The 17,147-nt window shown below is 72.0% G+C and carries 20 protein-coding genes; 10 read left to right on the plus strand and 10 right to left on the minus strand.

Annotation, left to right across the window (positions count from 1 at the left end; translation table 11 throughout):
• The first annotated feature begins 24 nt into the window (after positions 1-24).
• The 4 genes from hpt (at position 25) to AB0D45_RS18560 (ending at position 3,905) form a co-directional block, all read left to right on the plus strand.
• A complete protein-coding gene (hpt, locus tag AB0D45_RS18545) occupies positions 25-585 on the plus strand; it encodes a hypoxanthine phosphoribosyltransferase (protein ID WP_007264874.1) in 561 nt (186 codons plus the stop codon).
• A 194-nt stretch (positions 586-779) separates the two neighbouring features.
• Positions 780-2,807, plus strand: coding sequence for an ATP-dependent zinc metalloprotease FtsH (gene ftsH / locus AB0D45_RS18550; RefSeq protein ID WP_361600825.1), 2,028 nt, complete (start codon positions 780-782; stop codon positions 2,805-2,807).
• A gap of 95 nt (positions 2,808-2,902) precedes the next feature.
• Positions 2,903-3,511 carry a GTP cyclohydrolase I FolE gene (gene folE / locus AB0D45_RS18555; RefSeq protein WP_361600828.1) on the plus strand — a complete coding sequence of 203 codons (609 nt, stop codon included), beginning with the start codon at positions 2,903-2,905 and terminating at the stop codon, positions 3,509-3,511.
• A gap of 4 nt (positions 3,512-3,515) precedes the next feature.
• Positions 3,516-3,905, plus strand: coding sequence for a hypothetical protein (locus AB0D45_RS18560; RefSeq protein WP_362460138.1), 390 nt, complete (start codon positions 3,516-3,518; stop codon positions 3,903-3,905).
• A 12-nt stretch (positions 3,906-3,917) separates the two neighbouring features.
• On the opposite strand, the gene AB0D45_RS18565 is transcribed toward AB0D45_RS18560, so the two are convergent.
• The 6 genes from AB0D45_RS18565 to AB0D45_RS18590 form a co-directional block, all read right to left on the minus strand.
• Positions 3,918-4,403, minus strand: a complete 486-nt coding sequence (locus tag AB0D45_RS18565) for a DUF3180 domain-containing protein (protein WP_362460141.1) — start codon at positions 4,401-4,403, stop codon at positions 3,918-3,920.
• Positions 4,404-4,445: 42 nt separating this feature from the next.
• A complete protein-coding gene (folK, locus tag AB0D45_RS18570; RefSeq protein WP_362460144.1) occupies positions 4,446-5,054 on the minus strand; it encodes a 2-amino-4-hydroxy-6-hydroxymethyldihydropteridine diphosphokinase in 609 nt (202 codons plus the stop codon).
• Positions 5,051-5,410, minus strand: a complete 360-nt coding sequence (folB, locus tag AB0D45_RS18575) for a dihydroneopterin aldolase (protein ID WP_362460147.1) — start codon at positions 5,408-5,410, stop codon at positions 5,051-5,053. The genes folK and folB overlap by 4 nt, the downstream gene beginning before the upstream one ends.
• Before the next feature lie 131 nt (positions 5,411-5,541).
• Positions 5,542-5,985 (minus strand): nuclear transport factor 2 family protein, encoded by a 444-nt coding sequence (locus tag AB0D45_RS18580; protein ID WP_361600841.1) that lies wholly within the window; start codon positions 5,983-5,985, stop codon positions 5,542-5,544.
• A 49-nt stretch (positions 5,986-6,034) separates the two neighbouring features.
• Positions 6,035-6,907, minus strand: a complete 873-nt coding sequence (gene folP / locus AB0D45_RS18585; RefSeq protein ID WP_361600847.1) for a dihydropteroate synthase — start codon at positions 6,905-6,907, stop codon at positions 6,035-6,037.
• 282 nt (positions 6,908-7,189) lie between these two features.
• On the minus strand, positions 7,190-9,037 hold the full coding sequence (locus AB0D45_RS18590) for a phosphatidylglycerol lysyltransferase domain-containing protein (protein ID WP_361600398.1): 1,848 nt from the start codon (positions 9,035-9,037) through the stop codon (positions 7,190-7,192).
• Positions 9,038-9,189: 152 nt separating this feature from the next.
• Between AB0D45_RS18590 and AB0D45_RS18595 the strand changes: the two genes are divergently transcribed.
• On the plus strand, positions 9,190-10,299 hold the full coding sequence (locus tag AB0D45_RS18595) for an alpha/beta hydrolase-fold protein (RefSeq protein ID WP_361600395.1): 1,110 nt from the start codon (positions 9,190-9,192) through the stop codon (positions 10,297-10,299).
• Positions 10,300-10,401: 102 nt separating this feature from the next.
• Here AB0D45_RS18595 and AB0D45_RS18600 read toward each other — a convergent pair whose 3' ends face one another.
• Entirely contained in the window at positions 10,402-11,364 is a 963-nt protein-coding gene (locus tag AB0D45_RS18600; RefSeq protein ID WP_361600392.1) for an ATP-binding cassette domain-containing protein, read from the minus strand.
• 159 nt (positions 11,365-11,523) lie between these two features.
• On the opposite strand from AB0D45_RS18600, the gene AB0D45_RS18605 reads away from it, so the two are divergent.
• From AB0D45_RS18605 to AB0D45_RS18625, 5 genes are all read left to right on the plus strand, one after another.
• Complete coding sequence (locus AB0D45_RS18605) at positions 11,524-12,234, plus strand: ABC transporter permease (RefSeq protein WP_362460172.1); 711 nt, start codon at positions 11,524-11,526, stop codon at positions 12,232-12,234.
• 4 nt (positions 12,235-12,238) lie between these two features.
• Positions 12,239-12,904 (plus strand): ABC transporter permease, encoded by a 666-nt coding sequence (locus AB0D45_RS18610; RefSeq protein WP_362460152.1) that lies wholly within the window; start codon positions 12,239-12,241, stop codon positions 12,902-12,904.
• 75 nt (positions 12,905-12,979) lie between these two features.
• Complete coding sequence (locus AB0D45_RS18615) at positions 12,980-13,960, plus strand: ABC transporter substrate-binding protein (RefSeq protein WP_362460155.1); 981 nt, start codon at positions 12,980-12,982, stop codon at positions 13,958-13,960.
• A gap of 103 nt (positions 13,961-14,063) precedes the next feature.
• Positions 14,064-15,041: a hypothetical protein gene (locus AB0D45_RS18620; RefSeq protein WP_362460158.1), complete on the plus strand. Its 978-nt coding sequence runs from the start codon at positions 14,064-14,066 to the stop codon at positions 15,039-15,041.
• Between the two features lie 12 nt (positions 15,042-15,053).
• Complete coding sequence (locus tag AB0D45_RS18625; RefSeq protein ID WP_362460161.1) at positions 15,054-15,371, plus strand: CPCC family cysteine-rich protein; 318 nt, start codon at positions 15,054-15,056, stop codon at positions 15,369-15,371.
• 62 nt (positions 15,372-15,433) lie between these two features.
• On the opposite strand, the gene AB0D45_RS18630 is transcribed toward AB0D45_RS18625, so the two are convergent.
• The 3 genes from AB0D45_RS18630 to AB0D45_RS18640 form a co-directional block, all read right to left on the minus strand.
• A complete protein-coding gene (locus AB0D45_RS18630) occupies positions 15,434-15,766 on the minus strand; it encodes a hypothetical protein (RefSeq protein WP_362460163.1) in 333 nt (110 codons plus the stop codon).
• A gap of 108 nt (positions 15,767-15,874) precedes the next feature.
• The gene (locus AB0D45_RS18635; protein WP_361600374.1) at positions 15,875-16,090 is read right to left on the minus strand and encodes a hypothetical protein; all 216 of its coding nucleotides are present in this window, start codon (positions 16,088-16,090) and stop codon (positions 15,875-15,877) included.
• 37 nt (positions 16,091-16,127) lie between these two features.
• Complete coding sequence (locus AB0D45_RS18640) at positions 16,128-17,027, minus strand: arylamine N-acetyltransferase (RefSeq protein ID WP_362460166.1); 900 nt, start codon at positions 17,025-17,027, stop codon at positions 16,128-16,130.
• Positions 17,028-17,147: the final 120 nt, after the last annotated feature.

Below are 17,147 nucleotides of genomic sequence, written 5' to 3' on the forward strand. Positions count from 1 at the left end.
GAGCCCCGGCCGACAACGAAAGTGATGCGGGTGGACGAGAAGGACATGGGCAACGACCTCCAGTCGGTGCTCATCACCAAGGAAGAGATCGACGCGAAGCTGGCCGAGCTGGCCGCGAAGATCGACGCGGAGTACGCGGGCAAGGACCTGCTCATCGTCGGTGTGCTCAAGGGCGCCGTGATGGTGATGGCGGACCTGGCGCGCGCCTTGTCCACCCCGCTCACCATGGACTGGATGGCGGTGTCCTCGTACGGCGCCGGGACCCAGTCCTCGGGCGTGGTGCGGATCCTCAAGGACCTCGACACCGACATCAAGGACAAGCACGTCCTGATCGTCGAGGACATCATCGACTCGGGCCTGACCCTGTCCTGGCTGCTGTCGAACCTGGGCTCCCGCCAGCCGGCCTCCCTGAAGGTCGTCACGCTGCTGCGCAAGCCCGAGGCCGCGAAGGTCGCCATCGACGTCGAGTGGGTCGGCTTCGACATCCCGAACGAGTTCGTCGTCGGCTACGGCCTCGACTACGCGGAGAAGTACCGCAACCTGCCGTTCGTCGGCACGCTCGCCCCGCACGTCTACGGCGGCTGACCCCGGCCGTCACCGGTGTCGCCCCCGGGGAACCCGGGGGCGGTCCCCGACGTTGGAGCTTGGGAAGGCGGGTCTGTCAGCCGTCCCACGAGGCCGCGGGTGACAATTCAGGGGTACATTCCGAAGAACAGTCTTTACTCACAGCAGCATTTACCTACGGGCAGGAGGGACGGGGTGCCTGGCGCCCCGTATGGATGGACGTGAAGCGATACTTCCGTGGGCCGGTCATGTGGATCGTGCTGGCCGTCCTCGCCGTGGTCGTGTTGATGAACGTCGTCGGCTCCGGCGGCGGCTACAAGTCGGTGGAGACCAGCGAGGTCATCAAGGCGATCAACAGTGGCCAGGTGGACAGCGCCAAGCTGACCACCGGTGACAGCCAGATGATCAAGATCGAGCTGAAGAAGGGCCAGAAGCTCGGCAACAACAGCGGCACCAAGTTCCAGGCCAACTACATCGGGGATCAGGGCGTCCAGCTCGCCCAGAACCTCCAGACCAAGTACGAAGCCGGTCAGATCCCGGACGGCTACTCCGTCACGCCGGACAAGACCAGCCCGTTCCTGAGCGTGCTGCTCTCGCTCCTGCCCTTCGTCCTCATCGTCGTCGTCTTCCTGTTCCTGATGAACCAGATGCAGGGCGGCGGCTCCCGGGTCATGAACTTCGGCAAGTCCAAGGCGAAGCTCATCACCAAGGACACCCCGAAGACGACGTTCGCCGACGTCGCGGGTTCGGACGAGGCCGTCGAGGAACTCCACGAGATCAAGGAGTTCCTCCAGGAGCCGGCGAAGTTCCAGGCCGTCGGTGCCAAGATCCCCAAGGGCGTGCTGCTCTACGGCCCGCCCGGCACCGGCAAGACCCTGCTCGCGCGTGCCGTCGCGGGCGAGGCCGGCGTTCCCTTCTACTCGATCTCCGGTTCCGACTTCGTCGAGATGTTCGTCGGCGTCGGTGCCTCGCGTGTCCGCGACCTGTTCGAGCAGGCCAAGGCCAACGCGCCGGCGATCGTCTTCGTCGACGAGATCGACGCCGTCGGCCGGCACCGCGGTGCGGGTCTCGGCGGCGGCCACGACGAGCGCGAGCAGACCCTCAACCAGCTGCTGGTCGAGATGGACGGCTTCGACGTGAAGGGCGGCGTCATCCTGATCGCCGCCACCAACCGCCCGGACATCCTCGACCCGGCGCTGCTGCGCCCGGGCCGCTTCGACCGCCAGATCGCGGTCGACCGCCCGGACATGCAGGGCCGTCTGGAGATCCTCAAGGTCCACCAGAAGGGCAAGCCGGTCGCACCGGACGTCGACCTCTCGGCCGTCGCCCGCCGCACCCCCGGCTTCACGGGTGCCGATCTCTCCAACGTCCTGAACGAGGCGGCCCTGCTGACCGCCCGCTCGGACAAGAAGCTGATCGACAACCACATGCTGGACGAGGCGATCGACCGCGTCGTGGCGGGCCCGCAGAAGCGGACCCGGATCATGTCGGACAGGGAGAAGAAGATCACCGCGTACCACGAGGGCGGACACGCCCTGGTCGCGGCGGCCTCCCCGAACTCCGACCCGGTCCACAAGATCACGATCCTGTCCCGCGGCCGGGCCCTGGGCTACACCATGGTCCTGCCCGACGAGGACAAGTACTCGACCACGCGCAACGAGATGCTCGACCAGCTCGCCTACATGCTGGGCGGGCGCGCGGCCGAGGAACTGGTCTTCCACGACCCCACCACGGGCGCGGCGAACGACATCGAGAAGGCCACGGCGACGGCCCGCGCGATGGTCACCCAGTACGGCATGACCGAGCGCCTCGGCGCGATCAAGTTCGGCGGGGACAACACCGAGCCGTTCCTGGGCCGCGAGATGTCGCACCCGCGGGACTACTCGGAAGAGGTCGCGGCGCTGGTCGACGAAGAGGTCAAGAAGCTCATCGAGACCGCGCACAACGAGGCCTGGGAGATCCTGGTCGAGAACCGGGACGTCCTGGACAACCTCGTCCTCGCGCTCCTGGAGAAGGAGACGCTGGGCAAGGAGGAGATCGCCGAGATCTTCTCCACGATCGTGAAGCGCCCGGCCCGCCCGGCGTGGACCGGTTCCGCCCGCCGTACCCCCTCCACCCGTCCGCCGGTGCTCTCTCCCAAGGAGCTCCAGCTGACGAACTCCGCGAACGGCACGGCCGCGGCCGCGCCGGTCTCCACGGAGAAGGGCATCGAGGTGGCTCCGGAGGACCGCCCCGAAGCCTGACCCACCCGGAATGGAAGCCGCGCCCCCCAGGTTCTAGCCTGGGGGGCGCGGCACATTTGTACGAAGCCGCGTGTGCGCACAGGAACGAGGATGAGATGACCGACCCAGTGACCCTGACCGGTGGCGAGGGCACGATCGGGGAGTTCGACGAGAAGCGCGCCGAGGCGGCGATCCGCGAGCTCCTGATCGCGGTCGGCGAGGACCCGGACCGCGAAGGCCTGCTGGAGACCCCGGCGCGCGTGGCCCGGGCGTACAGGGAGATATTCGCCGGCCTCTACCAGAAGCCGGAAGAGGTCCTGACGACGACCTTCGACCTCGGCCACGACGAGATGGTCCTGGTGAAGGACATCGAGGTCATGTCGAGCTGCGAGCACCACCTGGTGCCCTTCCACGGCGTGGCGCACGTGGGGTACATCCCGTCGACCGACGGCAAGATCACCGGTCTGTCGAAGCTGGCCCGGCTGGTCGACGTCTTCGCCCGCCGTCCCCAGGTCCAGGAGCGGCTGACCACGCAGATCGCCGACTCCCTGATGGAGATCCTCGACCCGCGCGGCTGCATCGTGGTCATCGAGTGCGAGCACATGTGCATGACCATGCGCGGGGTCCGCAAGCCCGGCGCGAAGACGATCACCTCGGCGGTCCGCGGCCAGCTGCGCGACCCCGCGACCCGCAACGAGGCCATGAGCCTCATCATGGCGCGCTGAGCCGGTGCCGGACCGGGCCGGTGCCCCGATCGTCTGGGAGCCGCTCGGCGAGGACGTCCGGCGCACGCTGGAGCTGCTGCTCGACGGCGCGTCCGACCTCCACGGGGCCCTGCGGGCGCAGATCCCGTACGCGCGGATGCGCGACAGCGGCTGCGCCTGCCCCTGCGTCTACCTGAGCGTGGACACGGACGCCGTGGCGGCGGCGCCGACGGGCCGGCGCTTCGGCCCGGTGGCTGGGGCGTCGCTGATCGCCCCGGACGGCGGCCACGACGGCGAGGTGACGCTGTTCGCCTCCGAGGGTGTCCTCGCGGACCTCCAGTTCTGCGACTGGGAGGACCACGGGCCCGGCCCGGGCCGCCGGCTCTGGGAGTGGCTGGGACACCGCTACGGCTGAGCCGCGGGCCGCTCAGGCCGTGGCGGGGGCCTTGCCCGGGTCGTCGTCCTCGGGGAGCTTCAGGACGTGCTCCAGGAAGAGGGCGGCGGCGATCACGGCGGCCCCGGCGAGCACCGACCCGCCCGCGTACCAGGCCTGGTCGCGGCGGGCGGGGACGTCCATGGCGTCGGTCAGCAGGAAGACGCCGACGCCGCCGTAGATGCCGGAGACGAGGGCCGCCACCAGGGCGCTGGCCTGGCCGAAGACCACCGCCCGGGCCGCCATCAGCGGCTCCACGCCCTTCGCCCCCGGCCGGCGCTCGCGCTGGGCCTTCAGGCGGGCCCGCATCGACAGGGCCGTCGCGAACAGCACGGCGGCGATCACCGCCAGCACGATCGGCGCGGCCAGCGGCACGCCCGGCAGGGTGCCGTACGCGTTCCACAGGCGGGCGCCCGCCCAGGACAGCACGCCGGCGATCACGAAGATGCCCGCCAGGACCGCCGGCCTCAGTTGCTTCACGTGCACATCCCCACTCGGTGACTGGTACGCCCAAGCTAACGGCTACTCCGGCAGGCGGAGTTCCAGGTCGGGGCGCGCCGTGACCCCGGTCAGGCCGATCGTGCCCAGCAGCTCCGCGACGGGCCCGCGGCCCGGCAGCTGCGCCTCGGCGTCGATGTCGTGCCAGGGGGCCAGGACGAAGGACCGCAGGTGCGCCCGGGGGTGCGGGAGGGTGAGGACGGGGTCGTCGGAGACCACGTCGGCGTACGTCACGATGTCGACGTCGATCGTGCGCGGTCCCCAGCGCTCCTCGCGGACCCGGTCGAAGGCCTCCTCGATGGCGTGGGCCCGCTCCAGCAGCGAGGAGGGCGGCAGGGTGGTCTTCAGCGCGACGACGGCGTTGAGGTACGAGGGCTGCGAGCCGGGCTCGACGCCCCACGGCTCCGTCTCGTAGACGGGGGAGACGGCCTTGACCCGCAGCCCCGGGGTGTCGCCGAGGGCGTCGATGGCGCCCTGGAGGGTGTCCAGGCGGTTGCCGAGGTTCGCGCCGAGCGCGACGACGGCCCACCTGGGGTTGGACAGGGTGACGTCCGCCGCGTCGACCGCTTCCATGACGGAGGCGGGCACGGGCTGGACCGTGGGGTCGCTCTGGGCGTTCAGTCCGTTGTTCATGCGCGGCTCCGGGTGATCGTGATGGTGACGTCGTCGAAGGGGACGGTGATGGGCGCGTCCGGCTTGTGGACGACGACCTCCACCTGTGCCACCGCCTCGTGCTTGAGGCACTGCTGGGCGATCCGCTCGGCGAGCGTCTCGATCAGGTCGACGGGCTCGCCCTGGACCACGTCCACGACCTCCTCGGCGACGAGCCCGTAGTGCACGGTCTTGGCCAGGTCGTCCCCGGCCGCCGCGGGGCGGGTGTCCAGGTGCAGCACGAGGTCGACGATGAAGGTCTGGCCTTCTTCGCGTTCCCGGGGGAAGACGCCGTGGTGCCCGCGAGCCTTGAGGCCGCGCAGCGCGACACGATCCACGCGAATCACTCCTGCTTTCGTAGGTGCTTCCGGTCCCGGGGCTCCCCGGGGCCATGGGCCTACGCCGAGTGCGGTCGGCGTCGTCCACCTTCGAATTTACCTGCGACGAACCCCGGGCCCCGCCCTTGGGGTCAGTCGGAGCCCTCTTCTTCCTCGTCATCGGAGTCCGTCAGGACGGGAGAACCGTGGTGGGACCACAGCCGCCACCCCTGCGGTGTGCGTCGGAACACATTCGTGGCGACGACCAGCTGGCCGACGAGCGGACCCAGCTCCCCGGCCTCCTGGGAGGGCCCCCCGCTGAGGATGTTCTCGGTGCACGTGACCAGGGCGGTGTCGCCTATGAGGGCCACCTTGGTGTCGGTGAGGAAGAACTGGATGTACTCGGTGTGCGACATGATCAGCGCGTACGAACGCAGCACCTCGCCCCGTCCCGAGAGCACCGGCCACCCGGGGTGGACGCAGGAGATCTCGTCCTCGAGCCAGAGCGCCGACAGCGTGTCGAAGTCCCCCTGCTCCATGGCCCCGTAGAAGGCCGTGTTGGCCTCTTCGACGGCCTCGATGTCGGTACGGCTCACCGTTCCCCTTCCCTGTACGTCCGGCCCGTCCGGACGGTCGTCCGGCGGATCAAAGAGCCCCTTCCACGGCGCGGGCCACCCGAACCGCGTCCGCCGTCGCCCGTACCTCGTGCACCCGTACGGCCCAGGCGCCCTGGTGGGCGGCGATGGCCGAGACGGCGGCCGTGGCGGCGTCCCGCTCGCGGGCGGGCGGCGGGGTGGCGTCGGCGCCGCCGGCCAGGACCCGGCCGAGGAAACGCTTCCGCGAGGCGGCGACCAGCAGCGGGAAGCCGAGGGCGCGCAGCTCGGGGAGGCGGGCGACCAGGGCCAGGTCGTGCTCGGCGTTCTTGGCGAAGCCGAGGCCGGGGTCGACGACGAGCCGCTCGGGGGCGATGCCGCCGGCGACGACGGCGTCGATGCGGGTGCGGAGCTCGGCGGTGACCTCCGCGAGGACGTCCTCGTAGACGGCGAGGCGGTTCATGCCGTCGCTGAAGCCGCGCCAGTGCATGACCACGAAGGGGACCTCGGCGGCGGCGACGGCCGGGATCATGCCGGGGTCGGCGAGGCCGCCGCTGACGTCGTTGACGAGGGTCGCGCCGGCCGCGACGGCCCGGGCGGCGACGGTCGCGCGCATGGTGTCGACGGAGACGGTGACCCCCTCGGAGGCCAGGCCGCGGACGACGGGGACGACGCGGCGGAGCTCTTCCTCGGCGTCGACGCGGGAGGCGCCGGGGCGGGTGGACTCGCCGCCGACGTCGACGAGGTCGGCGCCCTGGGCGACGAGCTCGAGGCCGCGCTTGACCGCGGCGGTGGTGTCGAACCACCGGCCGCCGTCGGAGAAGGAGTCCGGGGTGACGTTGACGACGCCCATGACCGCGCAGCGGTCCCAGTCGGGCAGCCCGGTGACGGTGCCACGGGGGGCCGGGCCGCGGTTGGTGTTCATGGGCTCCAGGGTAGAGCCCTTGCCCTGGCCGGGCGGTTCGGTGGTGAGCCGCTGCCCTGGCCGGGCGGGGTGGGTGCCGCTGCGCGGGCTGCTCCCCGCCCCGCCCTTCGCCCGTTCCCCGGGCTGCGCCCGGACCCCCCCGGGGGCTCCGCCCCCGGACCCCCGCGCCTCAAACGCCGGCGGGGCTGGATATTCCGGCCCCGCCCGGACCCCCGCGGCTCGAACGCCGACGGGGCCCCGGGGGGCGGAGTCCGGGGCGGCGGGGCCGCCGTGCGAGCGGTGTTATGCCGCCTGGGTCTCGCGTTCCCGCTGGGACGGGACCTTCGTCAGGGTGTGCGCGCAGGTGCGGACCGGCTTGGGGCGGCGGCGGCCGGCGAACAGCCGCGGCAGGGCCAGCGTCACGAAGCCCTCGGCCTGCATCACGGCGAAGCCGATGCGGGGCAGGTCGCGGTTGTGGCGGAAGACCATGAAGCGCGGCTCCCAGCGGGGGCGGAACTTCTCGTTGAACTTGTACAGCGACTCGATCTGGAACCAGCGCGAGAGGAAGACGAGCAGGCCCCGCCAGGCGCGCAGGACCGGGCCGGCGCCGATCTTCTCGCCGCGGGCCAGGGCCGAGCGGAACATCGCGAAGTTCAGGGAGACCTTCTCGATGCCCAGGCCGGGGGCCTGCTGAAGGGAAGCGACGATCAGCAGCTCGTTCATGCCCGGGTCGGCACCGCGGTCGCGGCGCATCATCTCCAGCGACATGCCGTCCTCGCCCCACGGCACGAAGTGCTGGATCGCCTTGAGGTCGCCGAAGGGGCTGGTGTCGCCCTCCTCCACGCGGTGCGCGGTGGCGATGATGCAGTCGCCGTCGCCCGGGTCGCCGACGCGGCCCAGGGCCATGGAGAAGCCGCGCTCGGTGTCGGTGCCGCGCCAGGCCTCGGCGGCGCCGCGTACCGCCGTCAGCTCCTCCTCGGTCAACTCGCTGACCCGGCGGACCTTGGTGGTGTAGCCGTTGCGCTCGATGCGCTTGACCATCTGGCGGACGTTGCGCATCGGGCGGCCCGACAGGGAGAAGTCTTTGACGTCGACGATGGCCTCGTCGCCGAGCTCCAGGGCGTCCAGGCCGGTCTCGCGGGTCCAGACCTCGCCGCCGGTCTCGCTGCAGCCCACGACGGCCGGGGTCCACGAGTGGGCCTTGGCCTCCTCCATGAACCGCTCTATGGCGCCGGGCCAGGCCTCGACGTCGCCGACCGGGTCGCCGGAGGCGAGCATCACGCCGGAGACGACGCGGTAGGTGACGGCGGCCTTGCCGCTGGGGGAGAAGACGACGGCCTTGTCGCGGCGCAGCGCGAAGTGGCCGAGGGAGTCGCGGCCGCCGTGCTTGGCGAGCAGCTCGCGCAGCTTCGCCTCGTCGTCGGAGGTGAGCCGGGCGGCCGGGTGCTCGGGGCGGAAGGCCAGGTAGATCGTGGTGACGGCGGTCAGCATGCCGAGCGCGCCGAGGGAGTAGCCGACGGTCCAGGAGACCCGGCCGGCGTAGTCGACGGGGCCCTCGAAGCCGAAGAGGCCGTAGACGACGTGGGTGATCTGCTCGTACAGGCTGGGGCGGCCGACGACCTTGCCCGGGTGCACGTTGACGATGACCAGGCCGAGGCCGATGGAGCCGGCGCTCATCAGGACGAAGTTGGCCAGGGCCTTCCAGCGGCTGCGCGGGTCCGGCAGGGCCTTGAACTCGTTCTGGTGGCGCAGCAGCAGCGCGAGGAGGACGGCCGCGATGACCACGCCGATGACGGAGTGGCGGTACGCGAACTGCGCCACCGCGCCCGCGGGCAGCAGGACGACGGCGGCCCGCCAGGCCCGCCGCTTGCGGCGCTTGAGGCCGTGCGCGAGGAGGAGGATGAGCACGCCCGCGCTGATGGACAGGGCCGCGGCGAAGGGGCCCAGGGAGCCGGGCAGCACCTCGGTGACCGCGTGGAACCGGCTGTGGCGGAATCGCGGGAAGACGCCCGCCGCGATGTCCAGAAGGCCGACGATCATGACGGCCGTACCTACGAGGCCGGGCACCGACTCCGGCCGTGGTCCGCGGAAGATTCGCCGGACCGTACTCGGAACCTGTCCCGACTTATCGCCATCTATCCTGCTAGACATCGCTTCCCGTTGCTCCGCGAGAGATCATGTGGCCGAAGGCCGCGACAGCCTCCGGAGTGTGGTGCGTCCACTAGGACGACATCGACGGGGAACGGGTTCACTCTTCCGTCGGAAAAATCCGGTCCTGCCATCAGAAAGTCGACTGACTGCTCATGGGTCTCACCAGTAATACGGTTCTGGTCCTGGCCATCATCGCGGGCGTGGCCCTGTTCGCGGTCACGGTCTGGGCCTGGCCGAAGCTCTCGGGGCGCGGCGTGCGCTCGGTCCTCGGCAGGATCGGCCTGTTGCTCGCGACCCAGCTGGCGCTGTTCTCGGCAGTCGGTCTGGCGGCCAACAAGTCGTTCCTCTTCTACGGTTCCTGGGCCGACCTGTTCGGCCAGGAGACCTCCATCGGCAAGGTCGTCGACCACTCGATGAGCAGCAAGGACATCAAGGTCCTCGACAAGCAGAAGCTGGACGTCCCCGGCGGGGCCAAGCCCCAGGTCGGCGGTCAGATCCTGAAGGTCGCCATAACCGGGCAGAAGTCGAGGATAACGAGCCCCGGCTACGTCTGGCTGCCGCCGGAGTACTTCCAGCCGCAGCACAAGGACCGCAACTTCCCCGCGTCGATCGTGCTGACGGGCTACCCGGGCACCGCCGAGAACCTGATCAAAGGGCTGAACTACCCGATGACGGCCTTCAAGCAGGCCAAGGCGGGCAAGATGAAGCCGATGATCCTGGTCATGCTGCGCCCGACCATCGCGCCGCCGCGCGACACCGAGTGCGTGGACATACCCGGTGGCCCGCAGACGGAGACCTTCTTCGCGCAGGACCTGCCGCAGGCCATCCAGTCCACCTTCCGGGTGGGCAAGAAGCCGCAGAACATGGGCTTCATCGGGAACTCCACGGGCGGCTACTGCGCGCTGAAGATCGCCGCGCACCACCCGCAGACCTTCGGCGCGGCCGTGGGCCTGTCGGCGTACTACAAGGCGGCCGACGACGCGACGACCGGTGACCTGTTCCACGGGGACCAGAAGCTGAAGGCCCGCGCGGACGTGCTGGAGAGCCTGCGGGACAAGAAGCCGACCGGTACGTCCTTCCTGGTGACGACCAGCGAGAAGGGCGAGGACAACCTGAACGACACCAGGAAGTTCCTGAAGCTGGTCAAGGGCCCGGACCGGGTCTCCTCGATCATCCTCGACAGCGGGGGCCACAACTTCAACACGTGGCGCCGCGAGATCCCGCCGATGCTGGTGTGGCTGAGCGGCCGCATGCAGGCCTGAGCCCCGTGCTCGCAGGAGAGGCAGAAGCAGGTGAAGGGCCCGGCTCCGGCCGGGCCCTTCACCGTTCGCCGCGCCGTGCGCCGGCCGTGGCGGCGGTGGCGGTCAGGCCTCCTGGAGGGAGGCCCGGCGCAGCGCCCGGTGGACGCCTTCGGGGGTCAGTACGCCGGCCAGCGCGCCGGAGCCGGGATCGGTGACCCCGATCCGGCCCGAGTCCTCCTGGAGCAGGGCGGCGAGGGCCTCGCGCAACGAGGCGCCCAGCGGCACCGACACGGCGGGGGCCGGCCCTTCGGGGGCCGTCAGGTCGGCCGCGTCGACCGGGGTGACCGCGAGCCGCTTGAGCCCGCGGTCGGCGCCGACGAACGAGGCGACGTACGCGGTGGCCGGCGCGGCGAGCACGGCGGCCGGGCGGGCGAACTGCTCGATGGTGCCCTCCCCGTAGACGGCGATCCGGTCGCCGAGCCGGACGGCCTCCTCCAGGTCGTGCGTGACGAGCAGGATCGTCTTGCGGACGGTCCGCTGGAGCGCCAGGAACTCGTTCTGCAGCCGCTCGCGCACCACCGGGTCCACCGCGCCGAACGGTTCGTCCATCAGCAGCACCGGCGGGTCCGCCGCGAGCGCACGGGCCACGCCGACCCGCTGGCGCTGCCCGCCCGACAGCTGGTGCGGGTACCGGCTCCCGTACACGGCCGGGTCCAGGCCCACGAGTTCGAGCAGCTCGGCCGCGCGGGCACGGGCCCGGGCCTTCGGGGTGCCGATGAGCTGCGGCACCGTCGCCGTGTTCTCCAGCACGGTCTTGTGCGGGAACAGCCCGACCTGCTGGATGACGTACCCGATCCGGCGGCGCAGTTCGACGGGATCGGCGGCCGCGATGTCCTCGCCGCCCAGCAGGATCCGGCCCGATGTCGGCTCGATCAGCCGGTTGACCATCTTCATCGTGGTCGTCTTGCCGCAGCCGGACGGGCCCACCAGCGTGACCAGCTCGCCCTCCGCGACCTCGAAGGACAGGTCCTCGACGGCGGTCGTCCCGTCCGGGTAGCGCTTGGTCACTCGCTCGAATCGGATCACCCCCTCATCCTCCCCCACCCGTCCGCCCGGATGGGCGAAGGGTTCGTCAGGGGAGTGTTGCGGCTGTGCGAATGTTTCCGGCCAACGCGGGCAGCGGGGGTTATGGTCGCTCGAGGCCGGTCTCCGGCACACGTGTGCGAGGGGAAGGGGGTGAGCGGCATGGCCGGGCAGGGCTGCCTGGTGGCGAACGACTGGATCTGCTGGGAGTACGTCAGCTCCCGTTCCGGGGAACTCGCCGACGCCACCGTCCAGCACGTCTGGATCACCGCGCTGTCGGTGTTCATCGGCGTCGCCGTGTCCGTGCCGCTGGCGCTGCTGGCCCGCCGCGGCCGCGGCTGGGCGGCGCCCGTATTGGGCCTGACCACGCTGCTCTACACGATCCCCTCGCTCGCCATGTTCTCCCTGCTGCTGCCCTTCTTCGGGCTGTCGGCGGCGCTCGTGGTGACCGGCCTGGTGCTGTACTCGCTGACCATCCTGGTCCGCAACGTCCTGGCCGGCCTGGAGGCCGTCCCCGACGACGTACGGGAAGCCGCGCGCGGGATGGGTTACGGCCCGGGCCGGCTGCTGTGGCAGGTCGAACTCCCGCTGGCGCTGCCCGCGCTGCTGGCCGGGGTGCGGATCGCCACCGTCTCGACCGTGGCGCTGACCACCGTCGGCTCCATCGTCGGCAAGGGCGGCCTGGGCAACCTGATCGCCCCCGCCGTGAACAGCTCGTTCAAGGCCCAGGTGCTCACCGCCTCGGTGCTGTGCGTGCTGCTCGCGCTGGTCGCGGACCTCCTGCTGCTGGGCGTGCAGCGGCTGCTGACCCCGTGGACGCGCACCCCGCGTACGGCGCGTACCGTGCGCTCCGCGCAGGCCGAGGGGGTCTGAGGGCATGGGCGTGCTGGCGCAGGCCTGGGACTGGCTGGCGGACGGGGCCAACTGGGCGGGGGAGAACGGGGTGTGGCACCGGCTCGGCGAGCACGTCTACGTCAGCGGGATCGCCCTGGCCATCGCCTGCGCGGTGGCCCTGCCGGTCGGGCTGTGGCTCGGCCACCTCGGCAGGGGCGGCACGCTCGCGGTGAACGTCTCCAACGCCGGACGGGCCGTGCCGGTGTTCGCGGTGCTCGCCCTGTTCATGGTGTCGCCGCTGCGCAGCGCGGGCTACGTGCCCACCATCGCCGCGCTCGTGCTGTTCGCCGTGCCCCCGCTGCTGACCAACGCGTACGTCGGCATGCGCGAGGTGGACCGCGCGGTGGTCGAGGCGGCCCGGGGCATGGGCATGTCCGGCCGCCAGCTGTTCCTGCGGGTGGAACTGCCGCTCGCGCGCGATCTGGTGATGACCGGGCTGCGTTCGGGTGCCGTGCAGGTCATCGCCACCGCCACGATCGCGGCGATGGTCGGCCAGGGCGGCCTGGGCCGGATCATCACCGCGGGCTTCAACACGTACAACACCCCGCAGGTGGTGGCGGGCGCGGTGCTGGTGGCCCTGCTGGCGCTGCTGGTGGAGGGCGCGCTGGTGGCCGCGGACCGGCTGCTGCTGCGGGCCCCGTCGCGCTGAGGCGCGCCCACCGGCCGCCCCCGGTGCCCGATGTCCCCGCTGTGTTGTGATTCCCCCTGATTCCCAAGGAGCATGATGAGCAAGTCCACGCGCATCCTCGGCGCGACCCTGGCCGCGGTGGCCCTGACCGCATCGCTCGGCGCGTGCGGGGGCGAGAGCCTGGAGAAGTCCCAGGACGGCGGCTCCTCCGCCCCGGCCGGGGGCGGCAAGGGCCGGCTGGTGGTCGGCGCGGCGGGCTTCACCGAGTCCAACGTGCTGGCCGAGCTGTACGCACAGGTGCTCAGGGCCGCCGGTTACGACACCTCGATCACCACCGTCAACAACCGCGAGCTGTACGAGCCGTCGCTGGAGAAGGGCGAGATCGACGTCGCCCCGGAGTACGCCGCCACGCTCGCCGAGTTCCTCAACGCCAAGGTGAACGGACCGGACGCGCCCAAGGACAAGCCGGTGGCCTCCAGCGATGCGGCGGCGACGGTCGCGGCGCTGGAGAAGCTCGCGGCGCCGCTGGGGCTGAAGGCGCTGCCGGCGGGCGCGGCGGTCGACCAGAACGCCTTCGCGGTCAGCCGGGAATTCGCGCAGAAGAACAACCTGAAGACGCTTTCCGATCTTGGTAAGTCGGGGCTGAAGGTGCGGATCGCGGCGGGTGACGAATGCGCCGTCCGGCCCTTCTGCGCACCGGGGCTCGAAAAGACCTACGGCATCTCGGTTTCCGGTATCGACCCCAAGGGCGTCGGCACCCCGCAGGCCAAGCAGGCCGTCAAGGACGGGGCGGCCCAGCTGGTGCTGACCACCACCACCGACGCCACCCTCGACGGCTACGGCCTGGTCCTGCTGGAGGACGACAAGAAGCTCCAGAACGCCGACAACGTGCTTCCGGTCGTCAACGCCAAGGACGCCGGGGCCCCGGAGGTCGCTGCCGCCCTCGACCGGCTGACCAAGGTGCTGACGACCGCCGACCTCGTCGAGCTGAACCGCAAGGTGGACGCGGAACGGGCCAAGCCGGCGGACGCCGCGAAGGCCTATCTGGACTCCAAGGGCCTGCTGCGGAAGCAGTAGTTCGGCTTGATGGCGCTTGATGGCCAATTGTGGGGTGGCCGCCCGGGAAAGGATTGCCGGGCGGGTACCCCACGCGCCGCCCACGCCCTGTAAATTTCAGGCCATGCCCCGTGGACGCCACCGCAATCCCGAGCCCCTCCACCGACTTCTCACGCCGACGGCCGTCGCCGGGGTTTCCGTCGCCAGTGCCGGCGCGGCCTGGCTGCTCGCGGAACCCCTCGCCCTGCGCCTGCTCGTCGCCCTCACGGCGGCCGCGGGCGTGGGCGGTGCCGTCCTCATGCGCTCCTGGGACCGGGCGGCCGGCCGCCGGGTGGCCGAGCTGGCGCGCGAGCGCGTCAAGGACGAGTGGAAGACCGACGAGCGGATAGCCGAGCTCGAATCCGACCTGGAGGAGGCGCGCCTCCTGCGCGCCCGGCTCGACGCGAAGCTGCGCGCCAAGCGGGTCGAACTGGCGGGCCTGCGCGGCGAGCACGCCGCGCTGCTGCGCCGGTACGCGACCGCCGAGACCGAGCGCGCCAGTGCCCTGGAGAAGCGCCGCCTGCTGGCCCTCGAGGCCGCCGGGGCCCCGGCGTCCGGCCCCAGGGAGCTGCCCGCGGTGTCCGAGGAGCGCACCGGCAGCGGCGCGCCCACCCCGGTCGGCTACGCCCGGGCGCACGCCGCGATGTCGGCGCTGGCGCGCACGGCGCAGGAACGGTACGCCGCAACGGCCGCGCACACCCGTCCGGCCGCCACCGCCCCCGCGGTCCCCGCCCCGGCCCGCCGGCCGGCGGCGCCCGTGGCCCCGTACGCGGCCCAGCGCCGCTCCGCCTCCCGGGTCGAGGGCGGCTTCGACTTCTTCGGCACAAAGAACGCAGCGCAGGCCCGCGCCGCGATCGAGTCCGTGCAGAACGAGGACCTGGCCGACGTCGTCGGAGCCGAGGCCCTCGCCGTCCACAAGGCGGAGTCGGCGGGCACCGACGCCGAGCCGGAGTTCAAGGCGGCCACCCCCGAACAGCGGGCGGTGGGCCAGGTCATCGACCTGACGGCCCACGACGAGACCGAGCCCATCGACGTGGCCCGGCTCCGCACGGCGATTTCGTAGGCGGTGTCGTCAGTGCGCGAGCGGCGCCAGGGGCGCCCGGGCGAGGTCTTCGACTGCCCCTGCTGCTTCCAGCCGACGCTGGGGTCGAGCGCGTTGTTCGAGATCTGCGGCGAGTGCGGCTGGGAGGACGACGGCCAGGACGACGCCGACGCCGACCGGGTATGGGGCGGCCCCAACGGCCGGCTGAGCCTGACCGAAGCCCGCCGCGAGTACCGGGAGTGGGCGGCGGCCGGGGACGCCGACGCCTCCTCGGTGACGCAGGGCGGGCCCGGGGCCTGGCGGACGGCGGCCCGCGCCGCCCTGTCAGAGGAGCCGGAGGGCGGCTCCTAGGAGCGGCCCGGACGCGCGGTTCCTCCACAGCCTGTGGAAAGACGCGCGGCACCGGAACGGGCTCAGGGAAAGACCGGGACGAGCCCCACCGCCACCAGCTCCAGCAGGAGCTGCGCGGTCAGCGCGCCCGGGCGCATCCGCTCCGGACCGGCCAGCGCGAGCACCGTCGCCGCCAGCGCCGCACCGGACAGCGCCAGGAACAGCAGGACGGGGAACGGCGCGCAGCCGCCGTACATCAGGCAGCGGCTGCCCTGCTCGGTGGCCAGGACCAGGATCTTCGCCACCACCAGCGCGGGCACGAACAGCACGGCGGCGACCAGCGCGCGCACGCGGATCCGGGCGGCCCCGGCGGACGGGGGCGCGGCGACGGCTGCGGGGCGGGGGGTCCAGGTCATGCCGCCATCCTGTCCGGGCGGACCGGCACGGGGATCCGTACGCGTACTCAGTCCGTGCGGCCCCCGTACCCGGGTGGGCCCCCGTACCCGGGCGGGCGCCCGGCGGGTTCAGAACAGCGGCAGCTGACCCGGATGCGGTCCGAGGACGAACCCGTCCAGCACCGGGGCGGAGGCGCCGAGCACCACACGGGCCCGGGAGCCGGGGCAGGACACCATGTCACCGCGTCCACGACCGGCCGGCGGGTCGTGGCGGGCGATCCGGCCGGCCGTCACGGCGCAGTCGCGGCCGCAGGAGGGGCAGGCGCGTCGGGGTGAGTGGGACATGCCCCCGGTGTGCCCGGCCGCACCGACACCGAAGCCGTCAGGACGCCGCCACGGCCGCCCCCTCAGGCCCCTCGGCCCGGTGTGGCCGGGCCTCGCGGGACGCCCGCCACGCCCGGTGCGCCCGGTCCACCCGCCCCCACAGGGCCTCCCGGTCGGCCGCCGTCAGGTCGTCGGTGTTCCGCCCGAAGGTGCCGGCCACGGCCTCGAAGAACTCCCGGGGCCCGGCCAGTTCCCGTTCCCGCGCCGGCTTCCCGGCGGTGACGCGGCTCAGGACCCTCCCGCGCAGGACGTCCACGCCGTCGGCGTCGCGCCGGAACAGCGCGAGGGTCCGTACGAAGGAGGAGTCCGCCGAGGTGGACAGCCAGGTGTGCGTCTCCTCGAAGTCGGCGGTCGTCGCGGGCGCGTCACGGAAGTTCACCCGGGGCATGGGGCTGTCGGGGGTGAGGTAGCTCCAGCCGGGCCCCTCGCCCTCCAGGGGCTCCAGCCGCTCCAGTGCGTAGCGGAAGCCGCCCTGCTCCCACGCGCCCTCGCGCAGCGGCAGCGGCTCGTGCGGGCCGTCCCCGAGCCCCACGTCCACCCAGTACGCGGTCCCGCCGGTGCGTACGGTCAGGCTCAGGTGGTGCCCGTTGACCGCGCGCGAGGAGGCGTCCGCCTCGACACCGCCGAGGTGGCGGGTCACGTCGTAGCCCAGGTGTTCCAGGAGCGCCGCGAAGCCGCCGTTGAGGTGGAAGCAGTAACCGCCGAATCCGGCGGCGATCCGGCGGGCCGACAGCTCCGGGTCGATGCCGGGCGGCCGGCCCAGCTGGATGTCGACGTTGTCGTAGGAGACGCGCTCCACGTGGGCGCGCTGGAGGGCGAACAGCCCCTCCGCGGAGGGGGTTCCCGGGTCGGTGATGCCGAGCCGGCGCAGGTAGTCCCGGTAGGTGCCAGTGGTCATGGGGGGACCCTAGGGGGTGTCCGCAAAGTCCCGCCTGCCCTGCGACGCCTGGCACCGCACCTCGCCGCGTTGTCGGGCCTGCCCGAGTACGTCCAGTACGCGGGCGGCCCTCCGCCTTGC

The sequence above is a fragment of the Streptomyces sp. NPDC048352 genome (genome assembly GCF_040651895.1).
Lineage (GTDB): Bacteria > Actinomycetota > Actinomycetes > Streptomycetales > Streptomycetaceae > Streptomyces.

What these genes read in the sequence shown, in the direction of transcription:
- AB0D45_RS18590 (WP_361600398.1), bottom strand. Translation starts at nt 9,037, where the DNA reads ATGTCTAGCAGGATAGATGGCGATAAGTCGGGACAGGTTCCGAGTACG.
- hpt (WP_007264874.1), top strand. Translation starts at nt 25, where the DNA reads ATGCGGGTGGACGAGAAGGACATGGGCAACGACCTCCAGTCGGTGCTC.
- AB0D45_RS18610 (WP_362460152.1), top strand. Translation starts at nt 12,239, where the DNA reads ATGGGCGTGCTGGCGCAGGCCTGGGACTGGCTGGCGGACGGGGCCAAC.
- AB0D45_RS18635 (WP_361600374.1), bottom strand. Translation starts at nt 16,090, where the DNA reads ATGTCCCACTCACCCCGACGCGCCTGCCCCTCCTGCGGCCGCGACTGC.
- AB0D45_RS18640 (WP_362460166.1), bottom strand. Translation starts at nt 17,027, where the DNA reads ATGACCACTGGCACCTACCGGGACTACCTGCGCCGGCTCGGCATCACC.
- AB0D45_RS18615 (WP_362460155.1), top strand. Translation starts at nt 12,980, where the DNA reads ATGAGCAAGTCCACGCGCATCCTCGGCGCGACCCTGGCCGCGGTGGCC.
- folP (WP_361600847.1), bottom strand. Translation starts at nt 6,907, where the DNA reads ATGAACACCAACCGCGGCCCGGCCCCCCGTGGCACCGTCACCGGGCTG.
- AB0D45_RS18605 (WP_362460172.1), top strand. Translation starts at nt 11,524, where the DNA reads ATGGCCGGGCAGGGCTGCCTGGTGGCGAACGACTGGATCTGCTGGGAG.
- ftsH (WP_361600825.1), top strand. Translation starts at nt 780, where the DNA reads ATGGACGTGAAGCGATACTTCCGTGGGCCGGTCATGTGGATCGTGCTG.
- AB0D45_RS18595 (WP_361600395.1), top strand. Translation starts at nt 9,190, where the DNA reads ATGGGTCTCACCAGTAATACGGTTCTGGTCCTGGCCATCATCGCGGGC.
- folE (WP_361600828.1), top strand. Translation starts at nt 2,903, where the DNA reads ATGACCGACCCAGTGACCCTGACCGGTGGCGAGGGCACGATCGGGGAG.
- AB0D45_RS18630 (WP_362460163.1), bottom strand. Translation starts at nt 15,766, where the DNA reads ATGACCTGGACCCCCCGCCCCGCAGCCGTCGCCGCGCCCCCGTCCGCC.
- AB0D45_RS18620 (WP_362460158.1), top strand. Translation starts at nt 14,064, where the DNA reads ATGCCCCGTGGACGCCACCGCAATCCCGAGCCCCTCCACCGACTTCTC.
- folK (WP_362460144.1), bottom strand. Translation starts at nt 5,054, where the DNA reads ATGAACAACGGACTGAACGCCCAGAGCGACCCCACGGTCCAGCCCGTG.